The sequence below is a fragment of the Mesotoga sp. genome (assembly GCF_035363035.1).
Classification (GTDB): domain Bacteria; phylum Thermotogota; class Thermotogae; order Petrotogales; family Kosmotogaceae; genus Mesotoga.
This window is the reverse complement of the sequence record NZ_DAOSEH010000024.1, coordinates 1-19691: the sequence shown is the minus strand read 5'-3', so window position 1 is coordinate 19691 and position 19691 is coordinate 1. Positions and strand designations below refer to the sequence as shown.

At 48.8% G+C, this 19691-nt stretch carries 21 protein-coding genes and 2 tRNA genes; 5 read left to right on the top strand and 18 right to left on the bottom strand.

Translation table 11 applies throughout. From position 1 onward, the window contains the following. Positions 1 to 753, bottom strand: a complete 753-nt coding sequence (gene sufC, locus PKX57_RS05590; protein ID WP_472416350.1) for a Fe-S cluster assembly ATPase SufC — start codon at positions 751 to 753, stop codon at positions 1 to 3. Positions 754 to 888: 135 nt separating this feature from the next. Here sufC and PKX57_RS05585 point away from each other — a divergent pair, with 135 nt between their 5' ends. Then, entirely contained in the window at positions 889 to 1734 is an 846-nt protein-coding gene (locus PKX57_RS05585; protein WP_214048719.1) for an undecaprenyl phosphate translocase family protein, read from the top strand. A 75-nt stretch (positions 1735 to 1809) separates the two neighbouring features. On the opposite strand, the gene PKX57_RS05580 is transcribed toward PKX57_RS05585, so the two are convergent. From PKX57_RS05580 to recJ, 4 genes are all read right to left on the bottom strand, one after another. After that, positions 1810 to 1885 (bottom strand) — tRNA-Arg (locus PKX57_RS05580). Further along, positions 1864 to 2571 (bottom strand): Holliday junction resolvase RuvX, encoded by a 708-nt coding sequence (ruvX, locus tag PKX57_RS05575; protein WP_472416348.1) that lies wholly within the window; start codon positions 2569 to 2571, stop codon positions 1864 to 1866. Before ruvX ends, PKX57_RS05580 begins: the two co-directional genes overlap by 22 nt. Beyond that, the gene (locus PKX57_RS05570; RefSeq protein ID WP_472416346.1) at positions 2552 to 2824 is read right to left on the bottom strand and encodes a putative Se/S carrier protein; all 273 of its coding nucleotides are present in this window, start codon (positions 2822 to 2824) and stop codon (positions 2552 to 2554) included. Before PKX57_RS05570 ends, ruvX begins: the two co-directional genes overlap by 20 nt. Further along, the gene (recJ, locus tag PKX57_RS05565; RefSeq protein WP_472416344.1) at positions 2817 to 5960 is read right to left on the bottom strand and encodes a single-stranded-DNA-specific exonuclease RecJ; all 3144 of its coding nucleotides are present in this window, start codon (positions 5958 to 5960) and stop codon (positions 2817 to 2819) included. Before recJ ends, PKX57_RS05570 begins: the two co-directional genes overlap by 8 nt. A 109-nt stretch (positions 5961 to 6069) precedes the next feature. Between recJ and PKX57_RS05560 the strand changes: the two genes are divergently transcribed. Next, on the top strand, positions 6070 to 6768 hold the full coding sequence (locus PKX57_RS05560) for a pseudouridine synthase (RefSeq protein ID WP_472416343.1): 699 nt from the start codon (positions 6070 to 6072) through the stop codon (positions 6766 to 6768). A 31-nt stretch (positions 6769 to 6799) separates the two neighbouring features. Here PKX57_RS05560 and PKX57_RS05555 read toward each other — a convergent pair whose 3' ends face one another. From PKX57_RS05555 to acpP, 5 genes are all read right to left on the bottom strand, one after another. Further along, entirely contained in the window at positions 6800 to 8830 is a 2031-nt protein-coding gene (locus tag PKX57_RS05555; RefSeq protein ID WP_472416341.1) for a PEGA domain-containing protein, read from the bottom strand. Positions 8831 to 8855: 25 nt separating this feature from the next. Then, a complete protein-coding gene (locus PKX57_RS05550) occupies positions 8856 to 10283 on the bottom strand; it encodes a DUF5693 family protein (RefSeq protein ID WP_472416339.1) in 1428 nt (475 codons plus the stop codon). Positions 10284 to 10300: 17 nt separating this feature from the next. Next, the gene (locus PKX57_RS05545; protein ID WP_213921962.1) at positions 10301 to 11080 is read right to left on the bottom strand and encodes a hypothetical protein; all 780 of its coding nucleotides are present in this window, start codon (positions 11078 to 11080) and stop codon (positions 10301 to 10303) included. Then, positions 11077 to 11946 (bottom strand): RluA family pseudouridine synthase, encoded by an 870-nt coding sequence (locus PKX57_RS05540; RefSeq protein ID WP_470745766.1) that lies wholly within the window; start codon positions 11944 to 11946, stop codon positions 11077 to 11079. The genes PKX57_RS05545 and PKX57_RS05540 overlap by 4 nt, the downstream gene beginning before the upstream one ends. 65 nt (positions 11947 to 12011) lie before the next feature. Then, a complete protein-coding gene (gene acpP, locus PKX57_RS05535) occupies positions 12012 to 12263 on the bottom strand; it encodes an acyl carrier protein (protein WP_213921379.1) in 252 nt (83 codons plus the stop codon). Between the two features lie 145 nt (positions 12264 to 12408). Between acpP and PKX57_RS05530 the strand changes: the two genes are divergently transcribed. Together PKX57_RS05530 and PKX57_RS05525 are read left to right on the top strand one after the other, a co-directional pair. Further along, complete coding sequence (locus PKX57_RS05530; RefSeq protein WP_214050012.1) at positions 12409 to 13236, top strand: purine-nucleoside phosphorylase; 828 nt, start codon at positions 12409 to 12411, stop codon at positions 13234 to 13236. After that, the gene (locus PKX57_RS05525; RefSeq protein WP_214048232.1) at positions 13229 to 14233 is read left to right on the top strand and encodes a DHH family phosphoesterase; all 1005 of its coding nucleotides are present in this window, start codon (positions 13229 to 13231) and stop codon (positions 14231 to 14233) included. The genes PKX57_RS05530 and PKX57_RS05525 overlap by 8 nt, the downstream gene beginning before the upstream one ends. On the opposite strand, the gene PKX57_RS05520 is transcribed toward PKX57_RS05525, so the two are convergent. The 4 genes from PKX57_RS05520 to folE2 are packed head-to-tail and all read right to left on the bottom strand — an operon-like array spanning position 14223 to position 16990. Continuing rightward, entirely contained in the window at positions 14223 to 14858 is a 636-nt protein-coding gene (locus PKX57_RS05520) for a site-2 protease family protein (RefSeq protein ID WP_213921388.1), read from the bottom strand. The genes PKX57_RS05525 and PKX57_RS05520 overlap by 11 nt on opposite strands. Further along, complete coding sequence (gene rsmI / locus PKX57_RS05515; protein ID WP_213921382.1) at positions 14842 to 15555, bottom strand: 16S rRNA (cytidine(1402)-2'-O)-methyltransferase; 714 nt, start codon at positions 15553 to 15555, stop codon at positions 14842 to 14844. Before rsmI ends, PKX57_RS05520 begins: the two co-directional genes overlap by 17 nt. Next, entirely contained in the window at positions 15555 to 16223 is a 669-nt protein-coding gene (rsmG, locus tag PKX57_RS05510; RefSeq protein ID WP_214050011.1) for a 16S rRNA (guanine(527)-N(7))-methyltransferase RsmG, read from the bottom strand. Before rsmG ends, rsmI begins: the two co-directional genes overlap by 1 nt. Then, positions 16220 to 16990, bottom strand: a complete 771-nt coding sequence (gene folE2, locus PKX57_RS05505; protein ID WP_213921384.1) for a GTP cyclohydrolase FolE2 — start codon at positions 16988 to 16990, stop codon at positions 16220 to 16222. The genes rsmG and folE2 overlap by 4 nt, the downstream gene beginning before the upstream one ends. Before the next feature lie 50 nt (positions 16991 to 17040). On the opposite strand from folE2, the gene PKX57_RS05500 reads away from it, so the two are divergent. Further along, positions 17041 to 17129 (top strand) — tRNA-Ser (locus PKX57_RS05500). Positions 17130 to 17148: 19 nt separating this feature from the next. Here the strand turns inward: PKX57_RS05500 and lepB are convergent. From lepB to trmD, 4 genes are read right to left on the bottom strand one after another with little or no spacing between them, the layout of a single operon-like run. Next, positions 17149 to 17982 (bottom strand): signal peptidase I, encoded by an 834-nt coding sequence (gene lepB / locus PKX57_RS05495; protein ID WP_472416337.1) that lies wholly within the window; start codon positions 17980 to 17982, stop codon positions 17149 to 17151. 15 nt (positions 17983 to 17997) lie between these two features. Further along, positions 17998 to 18345 carry a 50S ribosomal protein L19 gene (gene rplS, locus PKX57_RS05490; RefSeq protein ID WP_213921386.1) on the bottom strand — a complete coding sequence of 116 codons (348 nt, stop codon included), beginning with the start codon at positions 18343 to 18345 and terminating at the stop codon, positions 17998 to 18000. A gap of 2 nt (positions 18346 to 18347) precedes the next feature. Then, positions 18348 to 18929 carry an RNA methyltransferase gene (locus PKX57_RS05485; protein WP_470745764.1) on the bottom strand — a complete coding sequence of 194 codons (582 nt, stop codon included), beginning with the start codon at positions 18927 to 18929 and terminating at the stop codon, positions 18348 to 18350. Continuing rightward, on the bottom strand, positions 18919 to 19662 hold the full coding sequence (trmD, locus tag PKX57_RS05480; protein ID WP_472414848.1) for a tRNA (guanosine(37)-N1)-methyltransferase TrmD: 744 nt from the start codon (positions 19660 to 19662) through the stop codon (positions 18919 to 18921). The genes PKX57_RS05485 and trmD overlap by 11 nt, the downstream gene beginning before the upstream one ends. Positions 19663 to 19691: the final 29 nt, after the last annotated feature.

Below are 19691 nucleotides of genomic sequence, written 5' to 3'. Positions count from 1 at the left end.
TTACGCCTCCCTGAAAGCTTTCCAGTCCCTTTCATAGCCCCTCTCTTCAATATCTCTTGCCAGTTCGGGACCGCCTGTCATGACTATTGAACCGTCCACGTATATGTGAACATAATCGGGCTCGATATACTCTAGGAGTCTCTCGTAATGGGTTATAAGGATCACGCCGTTTTCCGGGGACTTGAAACTTTTTATAGAAGCGGCTATGGACCTAATGGCATCTACATCGAGACCTGAGTCGATCTCGTCGAGGATTGCCAGAACGGGTTTTAAAAAATGCATCTGCATGATCTCTGTCTTCTTCTTCTCTCCGCCGGAGAAGCCGAGGTTGAGATACCTGTCTATGAACTCTCTGCTTATGCCTATCTCGTCGGCCAGCTTTTCGAGTTCTCTGCTCTTCTTCAAGATCGACTCGTCATTTTTCAGGTTGTGTGAGGCCGACATCAAGAAACTGCGAAGTCGAATCCCGCTTATCTCCTGAGGATACTGAAAGGACATGAATATACCCAGCCTGGCCCTTTGATCGACGGAGAGATCGTTGATAGTTTTGTTCTTAAAGCGAATTTTGCCGGACGTGATTTCGTATTTGGGGTTTCCCATCACCACATTTGCCAGAGTGGACTTCCCACTCCCATTGGGACCCATTATTGCGTGAAGCTCGCCGGCCCTGACTTTTAGATTGACTCCTTTCAAGATCTCCTTTCCATCTTCTCTGAGTGTGGCTCTCAATTCCTTTATATCGAGTAAATCCAATTCGATCCCTCCAAAGTGGGTATTATTTGTCAACATTATAACATATTCCGACAAAATATAGCAGTAATAAAATCACTTCATAGCTTCAAACTGGCAGTTGAAGGTTATATAATCTTTCTATCTCGGAGGTGGAGTATGTTCTATGTGATTACGATCGGAGTCATCATGGGTCTTGCAAATCTCATACCGGGAGTCAGCGGCGGCACTGTTGTGCTGCTCGGAGGTCTTTACGAGAGGTTTGTTGGTGCTGTCGCTTCTCTTTCCGAATTCAAATTCGAAAAGAAGCAGCTTATGTTCCTTGTACAGCTCTTCGCCGGGATAATTATTGGACTGCTCGCCTTTTCCGGTCTCATCGAGCTGTCTCTTACAAATGTCCCTTCGTTGATGTACGGAATCTTCTGCGGGCTTGTGGTGGGAAGTATCCCGGTAGTGCTGAAAAATATAAAGAAGTTCACCCCCGCCTCGGCTATATGTTTCGCGGTCGGTGCGGTCCTGGTGCTGACTATGGCCTTTTCCGGAGCCAGACCCGGGGACGATGCACTCCTGACCCATTCTCTTACAGCCTTTCTGTACGATTTGCTCGCCGGATTCGTGGGTGCGGCGGCCATGGTTCTCCCCGGACTCAGCGGGGCCTTCGTGCTGCTCTTGATGGGTGAGTACTCAAGGGCAATATCGGCCCTCAACGACCGCGACCTGTTGATAATACTTTTCATAGGACTGGGAGTTGTTGGGGGGATAGTTTTCATAAGCAAACTTCTGAAGTCGTTGATGAAAAAACGTCAAAACGAGACTTTCTCATTTTTGCTCGGCCTGATGATTGGTTCCATTCCCGACCTTCTCACCAGGACCGGTGAAGCTACGCGTTTATCGTTGCTGATTCCAGGAGTGGCGCTGGGGGTTTTTCTCTCTTACCTTCTCGCCGTCTTTGAAAGAAAAAACAGAAAAAGCCCATCTTCTGCGGTCGATAGTAACCGACAATAGCAATCCTATTGACGTAGTCTCGGGCGGACTCCCGGAGAGACGGTTCCTGATAATTTCTCGAATATCGCTGTTCTATGGCGTGCTCGGTGGGATTTGAACCCACAGTCTCTGGATCCGGAGTCCAGCGCTCTATCCGTTGAGCCACGAGCACATGTACACGGCACAATTGTCTGCCGGCTCGATGCTAGAAGCGGGCAGCTCATCACCTTCAGTGATTACTATTATATCGTAAGTTGAGAAGTCAATATCGTCAAGAAGGTTTTTCGGTTTGAAGCCTTTTTTTACGAAGGAGAGATAGATCTGTGGATCTTCTACATAGACGTCCATTTCTTTTGTCGAATCGAGCCCCACTATCTTTGAAGAGAGCGGCGCGTAGAGTAGCGCTTTTTTTCCGGCATCTATAGGCGGAAAGTTACGACATACGGGAAAGAGATCCCTAACTTCCCAGTTTACTGTGGTTCCGCGAGAGTAGTTTCTCAGTATTTCCATAGCGCTCAGTATATCGCGCCGGGTCGAGAAACTCAGCCCACTGTCTTTTGCGATCCTTTCGGAGGATTTCGTTGTGAGTCTTTCGTCGGTCAATATCACCCTACCCGGAAATATCTTTTTCACTTTTTCGGCGAATGCAACGACTTTCATCGCCAGCTGGTTGAACCGACCCGACATAGAAAGTGGCAGCCCTATGACCGTTAGATCTATCTCTCTTTGAGAGAAGATTTCCTTCAGGCTTTTGCGATAATCCCTGTGTTCTATCGTCTCGAGTGGAATCTCGATACCTTCTATTTGGATCGCCAGACCGATTCTCACAGTGCCGAAGTCAATTCCCAGTATCTTCATAAAACTCTCTCACGGGATTTGAATGGCAGTGAGCTATTGAAAGCGGGTCCAGACCATTTCTCTCCAGAACCTCGAGGCAACATTCCAAATCGCCAGAAGAAATGGCAATAGATATTGAACAGCCCGGAAAACGTTGCGGCGGGGTGGGAAAGAGTTTGGCGGCAACTCCCGCTTCTCTCAACGCTTTCATGGAAGGAAGAACGGCTCCCAGAGGCATTAAAAGCAGGATGTCCAGACACGCTGTCTCAACCAACTCTCAGCACCTCTTCGGAATTGGTAAGACTGCGCAAAAGTCCCCTGGTGGTCATAGTCGAAAGCTTTGTGGCAAACCAGCGCGTCATTCTCTTTTCGGCTATACCCTCTCTGTATCTAAGGGTTTTTTTGACCAGAGTAGTATCCAGTTCTCCATTCGAACTGCTGTACCACACATTGCCATCGTAATTCAGCAGGTTCATCTCTTCCAGAATCGAAAGATAGACCTTGGAGATCCCGTCCTCGAAGCTCAAAGCCTTTCTTATATCTCTTTCGGGAGCGGGGAGCACGTCCTTCAAATCCTGATAGACGGCTTCCAGTTCTTCGATAGTGGGGAAAAGCCTGTCCATTTCGCTGGTGTTCGAGAGGAGATCGCTTTTGTTGAACGAGAGGTTCAAGAAAAGTTCGGAGTCTTCACCCGGCCTTGTTGAGACGGAATCGAGGACCTCCAGAAAGTTTCTCGGAGCGCTGTAAAATACGATGTTGGAGTTTCCCAGCGTGACTCCCAGTCCGTCGCTGGAGGGCGTGGTGATCAGAACCCTTATCTTCTGCCTTTCGACCAGCGAGTAGATCACCGATCTCTGGAAGTCCTTCAACATATAGTTGTAGAATATCAGCTCACCGTTTTGAAGGGCGTGAGAAAGCCTCGAACCCATCGATTTGGCCAGCGTGACCGTCTTGTGTGGAGAATCGACGATAACGGCCACGTTTTCTCCATGACCGACGATAGACATGACTTGCTCGACCTTTTTCCGGGAGCCCCTGTTGTCTATGATGCCTACCTTTTTGATGGGGTTGGGCTTATACACGTGGGAGATTCTCCTGTCGGCCAGGAAGTCTTTGAGATCATCGTAATACACGCTTCCGGTGAAGCCCGATATGTCTATGACCGAATCTATCAAGCCCAGAAAGCTGTCGAGGTCGGGATGTCCCTTGAATATACCCGAGATAATGTAGGTTGGCTCGTCGAATATAATCTCTCCGGCAGTTTCCGAGATCTTCGCGAAGTTTTCGACGAAGAAGGGAAGGGTAACGAAGATCACGCTCTCTTCGAGATTCCCCCTGTACAGAGAATTGGCAAATACTGGTTTGATCGCATCGAGGTAATGCTGTAGAGAGTAGTAAGTGTGCGCGAGCGTTCCGTTGATCGCCGAAACTATGAAGGTCTTCAAGCCTTTCTGGTAGTTTTTTAGTATCCTGAGGGCAAGGAAGGGGTTCTTCAAACGTATATTGCCGAAGGCACCCCAGGGACTCTTAGAGCTTACATCCATGAATTCCGGGCATTTGTGCGAGAGCTTCTTCTCGAGTTCGGAAATCAAGGCCGAGACGTCGTTCTTCACCTGGGAAGCCGGTTGTTGATTCTTCCAGTCCCTTATGAATTCGAAGACGAAATTTTTGTCCCTTACTTCCTCTTCGAAGACGGGGTCTATGTACAGATTGACATCGGAAAGCGAGAGCTTCACACTTTGAAGTCCGTAAAGGTTGTCACTCTTTATCGAGGCGACGGCGTCCACCTTCAAAAGATTGGGTTTTACGTATTTGAAGTCGTCGAACATGGAACTCATGTTGTAGCCTATTGCCAGCGTTTTTCTATCGCCCGATCGAAGGACCATCTTCACGTGATCGCTTCCGTTCCCGAAGGTCTTGGCCTTTTCTATGTTCAACCCTTTTATCAGAAACTTGGGCTCGGGATTCGAATGTCCAAACGGTCTGAGAATCTCGAGCTTGTCCAGTACGTGGGGAGTTATCGAATCGAGGGACAATACGTCGTCCACATCTATCTTAAAGACCGGTAATTTCCTTCCGTATTGCCTTATATAAGCCTCGTTTATAGCCTTGCGAAACTCTGGAATGTTTTCTTTGTCTATGCTGAAGCCGGCCGCCATTTCATGACCGCCGAACTCCCTGAGCAGAGAGGAGACTTCGTTCAACAGGCTGATTATGCTGACTCCCGAAGGACTCCTGGCCGATCCCTTTCCGTCCTGTCCGTTGGTGGAAATGAGAAAGACCGGTTTGTTGTGTATAGAGACAAGTCTTGAAGCAACTATGCCCAGTACTCCCAGATGCCAGCTGTCACCATCGATGACGAGTGCGAAATCGTTGCTCATTCGATGGTTTATCTCCAGATCTTTGGAAGTCTGTTCAAAAATCTTGGCCTCGATCGTCTGGCGGTTCTGATTGTGTTTCAGGAGTCTGCTGGCCGTATTCATCGCAGAATCCATATCCTCGCTTATCAGTAACTCCAGCGCGACTATGGCCGAATCCATTCTACCGGCTGCGTTGAGCTTGGGTGCGATTTTGAAGGCAATATCCTGTGCCGTCAGGTTTTCCGAAGGAATTCTCAGATACGATAGGAGCGCTTTCAACCCCAGTAGAGGGCTACTCTGTATCTTCGCCGTTCCTTCTCTCACTATGTACCTGTTCTCGTCGCGTAGCGGTACAATGTCGGCTATAGTTCCAAGGGCGACTATGTCTAGATAGTCTTCGGGATTGATAGGGCAGCGCAACGTTTCGTTCAACGCCACCAGAAGTTTGAAGGCAACTCCTACACCGGCCAGTCCCTTGAAGGGATAAGAGTCGTCCGGTCTCTTGGGATTGATCACCGCGTTCGCAGGAGGAAGGATATCCTTCACCTCGTGATGGTCGGTGACGACCACGTCGAATCCTATCTCTCTAGCGTACTCTATTTCACCGAACGACGTAACTCCACAATCGACAGTTATGAGGAGACTGTGACCCCTGTCACGGAGATCTTTTAGCGCGTCTCTGCTGAGACCGTAACCCTCCTCGAGTCTCAGCGGTATGTAATAGCTGACGTTGAAGCCCATTCTCTTCATCGCCAGATAAAGCAATGCGGTGCTGGTAACACCGTCCACATCGTAATCACCGAAGATCACGATACTCTCGTCTCTGTCTCTCGCGCCGATAATGGTCCTGACGGCAACCGTCATGTCCTGGAGTATAAAAGGATCGTGCAGGATAGTTTTGTCGGGGTTCAGGAACTTCATAGCTTCGATTTCGTCTTTTATGCCCCTTGTAACAAGCAACCTGGCCAAAAAAGTGTCTATTCCCAGAAACTCGACGAGTCTCTTCACAGATTCATCGTCGGGCTTAAGCAGAAGCCACTCCTTTCTCATAAGGAATCCACCCTCTCTTTTTTCTTTTGTAAAGATTATACCATTGACCGCGTTACCCTGGTTTAGCAAACGCCTGGTTATGTAAGAAATACTGGTGTAGAATCTATTTATGAGAATAGATCGCTTTATTTCAGAGTTTGAAGGACTTAGTAGGAGTTGCAGTAGATCGTTGATAAAGAGCGGAAAAGTCTCCGTTGATGGCATGATTGTGCGTGATCCCTCTCTTCACGTGGAAGAGAATGCCAGTGTTGTACTCGATGGAAAGAGAGTGGTCGTTTTCGGAATGATTTATATCATGATGAACAAGCCGGCCGGCTATGTCTGTTCCAGAGAGAAATCGGAGGGGCCGAGCGTTTTCGATCTTGTAAAGGAAAGGTTTTCGCACGACCTCTCCGTTGCCGGAAGACTCGACAGGGATTCCACCGGGTTGACTTTACTGTCGAACGACGGTCAGTTCGTACACCATGTTATCTCTCCGAGAAAAGCGATCGAAAAGGAGTATCTTGTCCAGACGGTGAAGCCGCTAACACCTGAACAGATCGAAGCCATGAGTGGTGGTCTGCTCATAGGTCGTGGGGAGTTTTCGAAACCTGTGAGGGTTAGGGTTATGGGAGAGAGTTCGATCGAGATAACACTTACCGAAGGACGTTTCCACGAAATCAAAAGGCTTGTAAAGGCTTCGGGAAACGAGGTGCGGGCACTTCACAGAAGCCGAATCGGCGGTCTTTCACTCCCGGAGTCTATGAAACCCGGCGAGTGGATCGATATCGGAGAGAATGCACTGAAAAAAATAACCGGGGCTAAATAGCCCCGGTTATTTCTGGATATCGATCGAGATCTCAATCGATTTTAGTCAGATTAAATGAAAGGTTGTGATCTCCCTTTCCGAAGTAGCGATAAGTGATCGACACCCTATAACCTTCAAGAACGATTATTATTTCGTAGTACCCGGGTTCCAGCTCGACAATGCGGTCGGTTCTTCCGTAGTCCTTACCGTTTATAAAGATCCTGGCGTTCTTGGGATCTGATGTTATGTTTATTCTCGCGACCGGTTTCTCTTCCTGCATAACTACCTTCAGCGACGATGTTGTACCGGCGCTCAGATTTACGTCTCTGGTCTCGGTTAGATAGCCGGCCTTTTCGATCTTGACCGTGTGTCTTCCTGCATCTAGATCTATGGTTATAGGAGATCTTCCGACATATGAGTTGTCAACATAGATGGTAGCGTTGGAGGGATCGGTTTCGATCGAAAGTCTGGCCTTCTTGCTGTAGAGCGTTGCGGTCACCTGTCTATCTCTATCCAGATTGACAGATGTCACGAAGTCTTCGTAGCCGTCGAGCGTAAGCTGAACCGTGTATGTTCCCTCTTTCAACGTCAAAGCTATCGGGGTCATGCCTTCGTAAGTACCGTTGATATAGACTCTGGCGTTCGAAGGAGAACTCGAAATCGATAGCTTGTAGGTCTTGATTTGCGGGGAAAGCGTTATGCTCTTGGATATTGAACGGTCCAGCAGCAAGGTCTCGTAATAGGTTTCGTAACCCGACTTCTCGATCCGCAGGTTCTTGGTCCCTTCCGAAAGTGTCAGGTTCAGCGGGCTGCGCCCCATGTATGTGTTGTCGATATATACGTCGGCGCTCGAAGGGTTCGTTATCAGCGAGAGCTGGTAATTGGTGACGATCGCCTTGAGAGTTATGTTCTTGGAAAGGGAACGGTCGAGTACGAAGGTCTCGTAATAAGTCTCGTAACCGGACCTCTCGATCCGCAGATTCTTGGTTCCCTCTTCGAGCGTCAGGTTGAGCGGGCTGCGACCCATGTACGTGTTGTCGATATAGACATCTGCACCCGAAGGATTGGTTATGAGAGAAAGCTGATAATTGGTGGCGATCTTCTTGAGGGTTATGTTCTTGGAAAGAGAACGATCGAGCAGGAAGGTCTCGTAATAAGTCTCGTAACCGGACCTCTCGATCCGCAAACTCTTGGTTCCCTCTTCGAGCGTCAGATTGAGCGGACTGCGACCCACGTACCTGTTGTCGATATATACGTCGGCACTCGAAGGATTCGTTGCGATGGACAGCTGGTAGTTGCTGACCAGCTTCTGAAGATCGATCCTGATGTCCACAGTTCTACCGGCGCTGATGGTGAACTGTCTCGTTTCAGTCTTGTAACCGTCTCTGTAAGCCGTCACTATATGGTTGCCTTCGTCCAGTTCCAGAGTGATCGGGCTCGTTCCGATGTTCTTTCCATCGACGTACAGAATGGCGCCGGAAGGCGTGGTCGTTATTCTGGCGTATCCCTTGTTCGGCATTATATCCAGGTAGAACCAGGCAGTAGAAACTGCGTATTCCTGCTTGTCGATGACCGGTATGACCTTTGAAACAACGAAATCATCTGCACTGGAGCTGGCTTTCGGGAAGATATCGCCGCTCTGAACCTTCTTGAGGAGATCGTCGAGAAAACCCAGTGGCTGTGTCGATGCCACTATCTGGAAGATCTCCTTTCCTCCGCCAGTTTCGCTCGTCAGCTGCAATCTATAGCGTGTCGATGCGCTATCGGTTGGAAGGGTGTAATTTCTATTTGCCCTGACGAAATTGTCTCTATCGTAACCGTTGGGGAAGATCAACTGTATTTCTCCGTTGGGAGTTATGTCATATATAGCCACATAAGCGTCTTTGTTGACTTTGAAGTACGTTTTCACTTCCTCGCCGGAGTAATATAGAGATCCGTTGTCCCGGTCAAGCCAAATCGTAACCTCGAGAGTACCCTGAGGTTTTTCGGGAACGATTATCACCTTCTGTAGATCGTACGTTACCACTCCAAAGGAAACAACTGCCATGACTATCAAAAATGAAACCAGCAGCGCTTTTTTCATGTTAAATCCCTCCTCACTCAAGATGTTATTTAGACTCTTCTCTGCTTTCTACGTTCAAAGATCCTTCCAGTTCTTTCACATTGCTGCCGCTTTTCTTCGAAAACCAGTTGAGCGCCAGCGTGAACAATACTCCAAAAGCCACCGAGTATAGACTCCTCAGCAGACCTGTCCAGAGAGGAACAGTAGCGTGGCAAAAAGTATTAACGACTGAAACGACCGATATGGAACCACCGGCAACTATCAACGGTCCAAGCTTTCCCTCGAACTTGAAACCGTTCTTTATCGAAATAGCCAGAAGCGGGTATGCCAGAATTTCTTTGAAACGCGGTCTTACAAGTAACAGGCTATCCAGAACATCTCTGAACCGTCTTTCCAGATCCAGCACTAACGAAAAATTCCCGCTTCTCAGTATGTAGTATACAGCTCCGACAGCTACCAGGCAAAGAACCGTGAGATCTGCTCCACTTATCTTTTGTTTTACACTTCGCAAGAAACCTCTCAGGAATAGCCATCCAGGGAGGGCTACGAGGGATAGTTTTACTCCACGGAAGAGTTCAAGGCCATTTTGATAAGCCGGCGATAGCATAGAAGAGTTGATCGACAATCCCAGGAAAAGCGAAAACACAAAAAACAACAGGATTCCTCTCACAGTATCTCTGACAGTCCTCGATAGATAGTAATATATGGCGAAGTGACCCGATATCGCTCCCAGAGGCAGTCCGATAGAAGGGAAGAATATCCATAACGGCAGGACCACCAGTGCCAGGAAGGGGCTGAGGGAGGCTACCAGAAAGAAAATGAAAGCTGTAGAAAGAATGAAAAACCTGGAATTACCCGCTCTGGGAGAGGTCACCGAACTCTGAAGAAGGTTCAGCTCTCCAAGTTTATCGTCCACCTGTCTTACAAAATCCTCGTAGGCGAAGTCGTTTTCCGGTTTTAAGAACAGCAGCATGTCGATGCTTCTCTCGCGAACGGCCCTGATATATCTCACGACGGCTGCCTGAACATCGTAATTAGGGTATTCCTTTTTCTTCAGGTTGTGCACCCTGAAGACCAGTGATTTCTCCCTTCGCAACTTCAATACCTCTTTGACGTACTCGCCTCGCTCATCGAACTCCATATATCCGGTGTACGCCGAATGACTGTCAAGCATCTCGGCCAGTTGCACGGCGGTATAGGGAGAAATACCGGTCAATACAATAGGTCTCTGGAGGGGGAGAATCTCCGGAAGAAGCGACCAGTGATCCTTCAGATCGACGAATATAACTGAAATACCGATTTCCGATGGACGCGACTTCAACTCGTTCGCTGGGATCAACCTCAGAGAATCGACGCCTTCGACAGTGCTTTCGGTAACCAGGGCGGTTTTGACATATCCTCTGTCGAATCTGAATCTCCATGGAATGTACAGTACGGCTATCATTATACCCATTAGAGCAGCCAGCAAAATCAATCTTCCGGTGAGTTGTTTTACGACTTTTGATCGATCTCTCCGCTTTCTCCTCTTTTCAGACTTTCTGGGTTTAGTGGGTCTAAGGGGAACTGCCGCCAATATCTTTCCCTCCTCCCGATCAGAAGATAAAGAAATATTACAACACCGACCAGAAATGGAGAGTAAGGCAATAGAAATAGCACTCTCCATTTAATGATCAGGTTGTCCAGACTGGATCCAAAAATCGCTTTGAAAGACGAGTTCATATCACCACTCGAGGAGAACTCATCGACCAGGTGCAGCAGGTTTTCGTAATCGAACCTCGAAAGCAGAAAACCGGCAAAGCTTTCGACCGCACCGTAGAAGACAGATCTGTCTTTCTCTGGTGGATAATTCTTTATAGAAACTGTGAAGTCGAAAAATCCAGATCTGAGCGGGGGTCTCCCCGACCGGGAACGCAGATTCTGAAAGCCCTCGGCAATCAACTCATGATACCACAATGGTATCGTTTCAGGGCTCGAGCCTATCTTTCTTAAATATTCGAAGAAATAGACATGTGCCAGTTCGTGCCGTGCCACCCCATCTCTGAAGTTAGAAGTATAAAGGAAGATCTGATACATTCCGTTATCATCTATCGCAGCCGGCTGTTCGTGGCCCTGTCCCGTCAATATTGTCAGGTTGTACCTTACCTGAAAACCGTATATCTCTATCAACTCGTCGTTGGCGGCCCTTATCTCGTTTCTTATTTTCGTTTCGACCTGCGCGAAGAGAGAGATAGAGACGAGAAGCCAGAGTATCAGGAGCGATCGTACTCTCATTCGATTGACGCCAGAACCTTCAGGAGATCCTCTGGAAGTTCTGAATCTACAGCGATCTTCAATCCAGAACTACACGTGAATCCGAGGTGCTGGCAGTGCAGAAAATACCTTTTCAAGCCGCTTGCCTTTTTGAAGTTCCTGTTGAAGGTCCTATCACCGTAAACATCGTCTCCGGCGACGGGGCAGTTGATTTGAGCCATCTGACGCCTGATCTGGTGCTTCTTTCCTGTGTGAAGGCGAACCTTGAGTAACGACACTTCTCTATAGCGCTTCTCGAGTGAGTACTCAAGCACTTCGAGGATCCCTTCGTTCAGGGATTCTAGTCTCGCGCTCTCGATTTGTGGACAGCCTTTAACCAGCGTGAGGTATATCTTCTCGACTTCGTGTTCTCTGAACAATCTTGAAATCTCCCTGGCCGAGGCAGGGGACTTCGCAAACAGGATAACGCCGGAGGTGTGCTTGTCTAACCTGTGGACGGGATGAGGTTCGAACCCCTTTTCTCTTCCGTAGGCCAGCAAACCTTCAATCAGGGTTATAATCTGTATTCCCTTTCCCGGGTGCACCGAGATACCGGCCGGCTTGTCTATCGCTATAGTGGTATCGTCTTCGTAGAGAATATCGAGCGGAATCTTTTGGGGAACCAGTTCTCTGGTCTCTTCCAGCCTTTTCATCTTTGATGAGTCACCCAGGTAATAAACCTGCAGGACATCTCCTAAGGAAAGCCTGTGGGATTCATCCTTCACCCGTTTCCCGTTTACTTTAACGTTCCCTTTTCTGAGAAGTTTGTATATTGAAGAGAGCTTCAGGTCATTCAGAACATTTCTCAAGAACCTGTCCAGTCTCTCGTAGTAATTACCGTTGTCCACCTTGAATTCTCTATAGATTCAAATCACCTCTGGAGCAACGGGGAGCGGTGGCTCCCCGTGATAATTCATCCTTCAACTTTGAGACCCTTACTTATCTGCTCAACTATATCTCCAACGGTGGAGATGTTCTCGATCTGTTCATCTTCGACTTTAAAATTGAACTCATCTTCAAAAGCCATAACCAGATCGACCAGATCCAGGGAATCGGCTCCAAGGTCCTCGGTCAAATCGGAATCAAGCGCTATTTCATCCTCTTCAACACCGAGTTTTTCGGCTATTATGGTCTTTACCCTGTCAAAAACCTCGTCGTGTGTCAAAAGATTTCCTCCTTTCTCGTTGAATCTGGAAATCGAAACTGGAGCGGAAACCTCGGTAAAAAAACGTTATCACCCGTAGATTTCATGATGCTCTCATTATTATATAATAACTCTGTACGATAAGGTTTGATTCCGGAGGTTGTCGATGTTTAATTATTTCGAAGCAGCGAGTTCCATGATCAAGGAGGTTGGAGTGAAGCCGGAGGTTGCTCTCATTCTCGGGTCGGGACTCGGCTACCTTACTGGCGAGTTTCAGGGTGGCGTAAGTGTCGATTACTCGAAGATACAGGGCTTTCCAGTTTCAACAGTGAAGGGGCACTCGGGAAGGTTTGTTTTTGGTAGCTTTCACGATATTCCCTCGGTTGCTATGGAAGGACGGTTTCACTTCTACGAAGGTCACGAAATCAAGGATGTCGTATCGCCCATTTATCTTTTCAAAGAGATGGGCATCGAGCGCCTTCTGATAACCAACGCTTCCGGAGGCATCAACAGAACCTATTCGCCCGGAGACATCGTAGCGATAAAAGACATAATAAATCTCGGATTTAGAAACCCGCTGATAGGACCGAACGATGACAGGTTCGGTGTCAGGTTTCCGGACATGTCGTCCGTGATGGACTTTAAATGGCTTTCAGGGCTCAGGGAAAGACTTTCACAGGATGGACGAGAATTGAAAGAGGGCACTTATATCTGGGCACTCGGACCGTCCTACGAGAGTCCCTCGGAGATCAGATCGTTCGAGTTTCTTGGAGCCGATATGGTCGGTATGTCAACGGTGCCGGAGGTGATAGCCGCCAACCACTGCCGGATGAAGATTCTGGCTCTCTCATGTATAACGAATATGGCTTCGGGAATTCTAAAAGAGAAATTGTCGCACGACGATGTTGTAGGAACGGCCAACAGGATAAGGCACAGGTTCAGTGACGTTGTTGGCAAGGCGCTGGAAGTTTTGAAGGAGATCGGTCATGAATAGAACTATGAACGCGGTTTTCTCGAAGTTGCTGCAGGCTCAAAATATACTGGTCTGCGGACATATAATGCCGGACGGAGATTGCGTATCTTCGGTTGTATCACTCTCAATGGGACTGGAAAAATTGGGAAAGAAGACGACCATGGCAATCGACTGGAAGATTCCATCAATCTTTTCACCTTTTCCCCGTGTGGAAAGGATCATCGATTATTCCCGTTATTCGACTCAGTTAGAAAATTCCGATTTACTGGTTATCGTTGATGCATCTTCGCCAGACAGGATCGGAAGGTTCGAAAGGTTACTTCGTTATGGAATGCCTTCGATTCTTATTGATCACCACGCGACCAACACCCGCTTCGCCAATCTCTGCTGGGTCGAGCCTTCCTATTCATCTACCGCACAGATGATCTTCGATCTCTTGAAGTTGATGGAAGTCTCTTACGACGGTGACCTGGCACTGATGAACTATCTTGGAATAGCAACCGATACGGGTTTTTTCCGATATTCCAATACCAACAGTACAGTGTTCGAAGCCGCAGCCGAACTCGTAAAACTCGGTGCAGATCCATGTCTGGTAGCCACCGCCATTCTCGAGACTCGAAGGCTGGAAGAGTTTTTTCTCGAGAGAGACGCTATAGACAATCTCAGGCTGCTTTCGAACGACAGGTTCGCTTACTCTTATCTCAGGGTCGAAGATTTCGAGAGGTACTCTCTGGGGGAGGATGATTTCGGTGGTTTCGTGGGTGATTTGAGATCCATAGCGAGCGTGGAAGTCGCCCTTTTTGCTTCGGAATCCGTCGGAGGCGAGGCGCACGTGTCGTTACGTTCGAAGAGCTATTTCGACGTCAGTTCTGTTGCCGTGGCATTTGGAGGAGGTGGACACCCCAGGGCCGCTGGCTTCACGCTCAAGTACGATGGCGATCTCGAAGAGGCCCTTCAGGAGGCCGTCGAGTTGATAAGCAGAAGGCTGGAGTCACACTCGAAAGATGCTACACTATGAGCCAGGAAAGAATCTGAATGAACTGTGTAACGGGCCACATGACGAGCTGGATCACGCCGATTAGAGAAAGCACCAGGAGGACAAGTATGCCGTACAGCTCGTACTTCACGAGCCAGTTCACATAGTTTTCCGGAACGATCACCGCGATGATGTTGGCACCGTCCAGAGGCGGTATGGGCAAAAGGTTGAAGAAGGCAGTGCTTAGATCGATGAACATTATCCAGTAGATCACGTCGGCGAAATAACTCAACGGGTAGCTGCTAAGGTAGTCGGGCATCAGAGTGGAATACCTGTGAAGGCCGGAAAGATAGAAGATCAGGCCGGCCAGGAGACCGACGACGAAGTTACCAAGAGAACCGGAAAGGGCGGTCAATATCGCCTTCGAGTAGCCGAGCTTTCTAAGTTTCCAGTAGTTAACGGGATAGGGTCTAGACCAACCGAACTTGAAGAGATAGTACATCAGCAGGCCGACGGGATCAATCCTTCTTATGAAGCCCGGTCTGCTCCACTCGGTTCTCGTTCTGTCGAAATAGCGTGCCAGATAGTAATGCGAATACTCGTGAGTGAGAATGGCAACGATTATCGCCGGTGTCAGAGAGATAAAGTTCCTAAGCATCTCTATCATCTTCACCGCTCCTTCCGGAAACTACAACCGTCAACTCTCCAACAGGTTCGCTCGAGGCGAAATGGGCTATTATCTCGGAGATTTTTCCGTTGAGGGATTGCTGAAACTTCTTGGTCATCTCTCTGGCAACGAAGATATCTCTGTCGCCAAGTATCTCCAGCAGATCTCTCAACGTCTCCAAAAGTCTGTACGGCGATTCGAAGAAAACGATCAAGCTCTCTTCGAACGTCCCTGCGGAGATTTTTCTGAAAAGCCTTCGCCGGTTCTTCCCTCTGGGAAGAAAGCCCACGAAGGTGAAATTCGTACCCGGGAAGCCGCTCAGGGCGACGGCCGTCGTGACAGCGCTCGGACCGGGTACCACGTCCACTTCGATACAGTTCTCGCGGCAGATTCTGACCAGCGTTGCACCGGGGTCGGATATAACAGGCATTCCGGCATCGCTCACCAGGGCTATTTTGTCACCGTTTTTAAGGCGGGCGAGAAGTGCCGGTATGCGTCGGGACTGGTTATGCATGTTGAAGGAGATTATCTCTCTACGCTTCAATTCAAGGGCACTCATGAGATTCGATGCCCTTCTGGTGTCCTCGGCAATAACCAGCTCCACCTCTCCAAGCACTCTCAGGGCACGGAGAGTTATGTCCTCCAGGTTCCCTATTGGAGTACCTACCAGGTAAAGTCTTCCATATTCCGAATCCATCACTTCTCTCCCAGGGGGAATTTTGATGCCATACCGGACCTCCTCGGGAAGCCTTTCGGAGTTTCGGAGACCTTCTTGAAGGTTACGAGTTTCCTGGAGGAGCCGTCCGAAAGTCTGTAATTCCTCTCGTCCTGAAGCTGCAATCCCAATTTGGCCGAGGCCACGAAAGCATAGCGCTCTTCATCTTTCCAACCCGGTCCTTTGTACAGGTGTATCAGACCTCCGTTTTCAACAAGCGGGGCTGCCAGTTCCAGCGCCGCATCGCTCCTCGCCACAGCCCTCATGACGGCGCCGTCGAACCTATCGATCCCTTTCGGATACTCCTCGATCCTCGAGGTCACGGCCGTTACGTTAGACAGGGAAAGCGTCGATGAAAACCTCTCAATTTCCCTCACTTTTTTCGCGATTGAATCGACAAGTACCCACCTGGTTTCTGGAAAGGCTATCGCGAGAACCAGTCCGGGAATCCCCCCCCCGCTGCCGATATCGATATAGCTCCCTTCTAGCTTGTAGCCTTCGAAGGCCAACAGGGAATCTTCGATGTGTGCCACCATAGCCCTCTCCCGGTCCCTCACGGAGGTCAAATTGTGGGGAGAAGAGATCAACAAATCTACCAGCCGTTGAAACCTTTCGCAAGTGTCGCTAGAAAAAGATTCCCCAAGATTCATCTGGAGCCCTTCTCAATACAGGCATAAGCCTCGTGGTTATGAATCGATTCCTGACTGAGAACCTCGACTCTATACCAGTCAACACGCGAGTCCTTGTTTAGTTTGAGAACGACTTCTCTGGAAAGATCCTCCACAAACCTCGGATTATCGTAAGAGTGTTCAGTTATGAACTTCTCATCTTCCCTTTTGAGGAGCGAATATGTCGGTGCGCTGGCCGAGGTTTCGACAATATCGATTATCTCTTCTATCCATATCAAAGAGTTCATCCTTACAGAAACCGTCACTTCTGCCCTCTGGTTGTGGGCGCCCCTCTCGCTTATCTCTTTCGAACAGGGACAGACCGTCATTACTGGTACGCGAACGCGTAGAACGAAATCGAAGTCGCCGTCCTTCCTAGATATGAAGGAGCAGACGAAAGAGCTGAAGCTTTCGCTGTTGCTAACCGGGGCTTTTTTTCTCATGAAATACGGGAACTCGACTTCTATATGGGCAACATCGGCGTTCAAAGCCTGTCGCATATCCTCGAGAATAGACTCCATGTTCTTCGGAGTAATTTTCTTGTGGTGCCTCTCGAGAACCTCTACGAACCTGGACATGTGGGTCCCCCGGAAATCCTTTGGAAGGTCCACGAACAGGTCGAAGGTTCCTACTGTATGCTGATTGCCAAACGCCCTGTCCATAACTATTATCGGGTATTTGATTGATTTGATACCGACCATGTTTATTCTTATGTTTCGTCTATCTCTCTCATTCTGAACATCTCTCACGATCCATCGCCCCTTGAATGTATGAAGACAAAGAGTTATAATCGCACAGTGGAGGCGTATCCTAATTGGCTAAGGAGCCGGTCTTGAAAATCGGTGGGGTTGACGCCCCTTGTGGGTTCGAGTCCCACCGCCTCCGCCAGTAACCGGGAGTATCCCGGTTATTTTTTTAGCGGACCGAAATCCTCCAGCGGCCATATGGTCAGCATAGGACTGCCTACAATTGCCCTTTCCGGCACAAAGCCGAAATACCTGCTATCGAAACTCTCCGTCGAGTTGTCGCCCATCATGAACCGGAATCCTTCGGGCACGGTCACCAGAATAGAACCGGTTTCGGGATCGGTCTTTATGTACGTCTCCATACCGAGCGGAGCGAGTACGGAGTCGTAGTATTCGGTGTATTCTATCAGTCCTTTATACGCCTGAAACAATCTGTAATAGAGAGAGAACCTCACCGAAGCATCGTCGGGATGGGCCAGGCCGAAATAAAATCTGGTATCGTTGAATATACCCTCTTTCACGTATCTCCTGTTTTCCAGTTTTGGCGGAACCTCTCCGTTCACGTATAGCTGGTAAACCGGCCGGGACGCCGTATAATCCGGGGCTCTACGCAGTTCTAGGATGTCGCCAGGCTTTCCGACGAGCCTTTTGACGTATTTCACATGGCCCTTGAACTCCGCCGGGGAGAAGAAATCCATGAACTTGTCGAATCCTCTCAGATATTTCTGCGATTCGATATCCACGTAAGGCGTCCAGAAGACCACTATATCGCCGTAATCTGGTTCTCTGTATGAGTAAGTTATCTTCTCCACAAAAAGCCTGGCGGGCGGGTTAATCGTTGGGATCATCGACCCCGTCGGCACGAGCATGGTTTCAAAGACGAACAAACGAATTATTGTACCGAAGACCACGGCATAAAGGATCGCCTTTCCCCACTCTTTGATTTCGTGAAGAAAGCGCGATCCCTTTTTACCAGAAGTCTTCTCCGATTTCACGGAAGCCACAGGACTTCAGTCCCTTTTCTCTTTTATCTTTACCTTACCCTTCACATTTCTTATGTAGTATATCTTCGCTCTTCTGACTTTACCCTTTCTGAGGACTTCGACCTTTTCTAGAGAAGGACTGGTGAACGGGAAGATTCTTTCGACTCCCACACCCGCCGCTCCAACTCTTCTGACAGTGAAAGATTTTCCCGTTCCGCTGCCCCTTATTCCCATGACAATTCCTTCGAAAGCCTGTACCCTCTCTTTATTTCCTTCCTTTATTCTTACACTAACCCTTACGGTGTCACCCGGGCCGATTTCGGGAAGGTCTTGCCTCATAAATTCATTTTCCAGAGATCTTATGTACTGATCCATGTTTAATCCCTCCTTTTTTCTGTATCTTCACCTATAAGTCTATCCAGTATAACAGCCACCGCCGCACGAACCGAAAGATGGTTGAAATCGGAATTAGCGCGGATCGGTTCAAGAGCGAACTTGCATAGTTTCAAAATCTCTTCGGGTAATCCCCAGCTGGTTCCGAAGAGAAGGAGATGGGGAATCTCCGAAGTCCTCAGCAGCCCTGACATTTCGCCATAGGAAAGTCTGTCGGGGCCTCTCTTGGCCGAAGTGAAAACCAGGTGTGGTCTGACGCCTTCGACACTCTCTATATCTTCAATAACATCTTCGAGATAGGAGGCCTTCCTCACAACGGTTAAAGCTTCACTCCTGCTTGGATTGTACTCTCTGCCAAACTCTTCCAGCCAGTAACTAAGAACATTGTCCACTATCTCCCGCTGCGCGGGAAGGTTGCTCACCACATAGTACCCTTTGATGTTGTAAGTCCTGCACGTTCTCGATATATCGTGAATATCGAGATTGGTTACGGCGCTGGAGACTATATTCGCGTGTCTACCGAGAACCGGGTAGTGCATCAAAGCCAGGTATATGTTATTCAACATTCTTTCTCAACTCCTCAAAAAGCGAGAGGATTGCCTTTTTGTCGTACAGGTCCAGTTCGTGTTTCAAAAAGATATCGGGTCGTCTTTCCATGGTTCTCTCAAGACTTTCTTTCCTTCTGAATATCTCTATCTTTTCGTGATCGCCGCTCAAGAGAACATCCGGTACCTCGAGCCCCCTGACGTTTCTTGGCCGGGTGTAGTGAGAGTGATCCAGAAGATCCCTGTAAAAGGAATCGTTAACAACCGATTCCATATCTCCCACGACACCTGGAACAAACCTGGAGAGGGCCTCGACCATCAACAGCACCGGGATCTCTCCGCCGCTCAGAACGAAATCGCCTATCGAGAGTTCTTCGTCAACGATGGACATAGCCCTTTCATCTATCCCTTCGTACCTGCCGCAGATGAACAACAGCCTCTCTTTCTTGCTTAGGTCTCTAGCCCTGGCGTTGTCGAAGATCTCGCCCTGCGGTGATGTGTATATCACATAAGGGGCTGGACCGTCGGTCCTCAGAGTGTCAACCGCCCTTAGGATAGGATCGGCCTTCATCACCAGGCCGCTCCCGCCGCCGAAGGGATAATCGTCCGTCGTTCTGTGGCGATCGTCCGTAAAATTCCGGAGATCGACCGCGCTGAATTCGATCAGCCCGCTCTCGATGGCTCTGGAGATCACTCCCCACTTTAGAACCGTTTCGAAAAGATCGGGAAATATCGTCAGCACATCGATCTTCATCGCTCTATCTCACCTCTTCGTAATCGAGC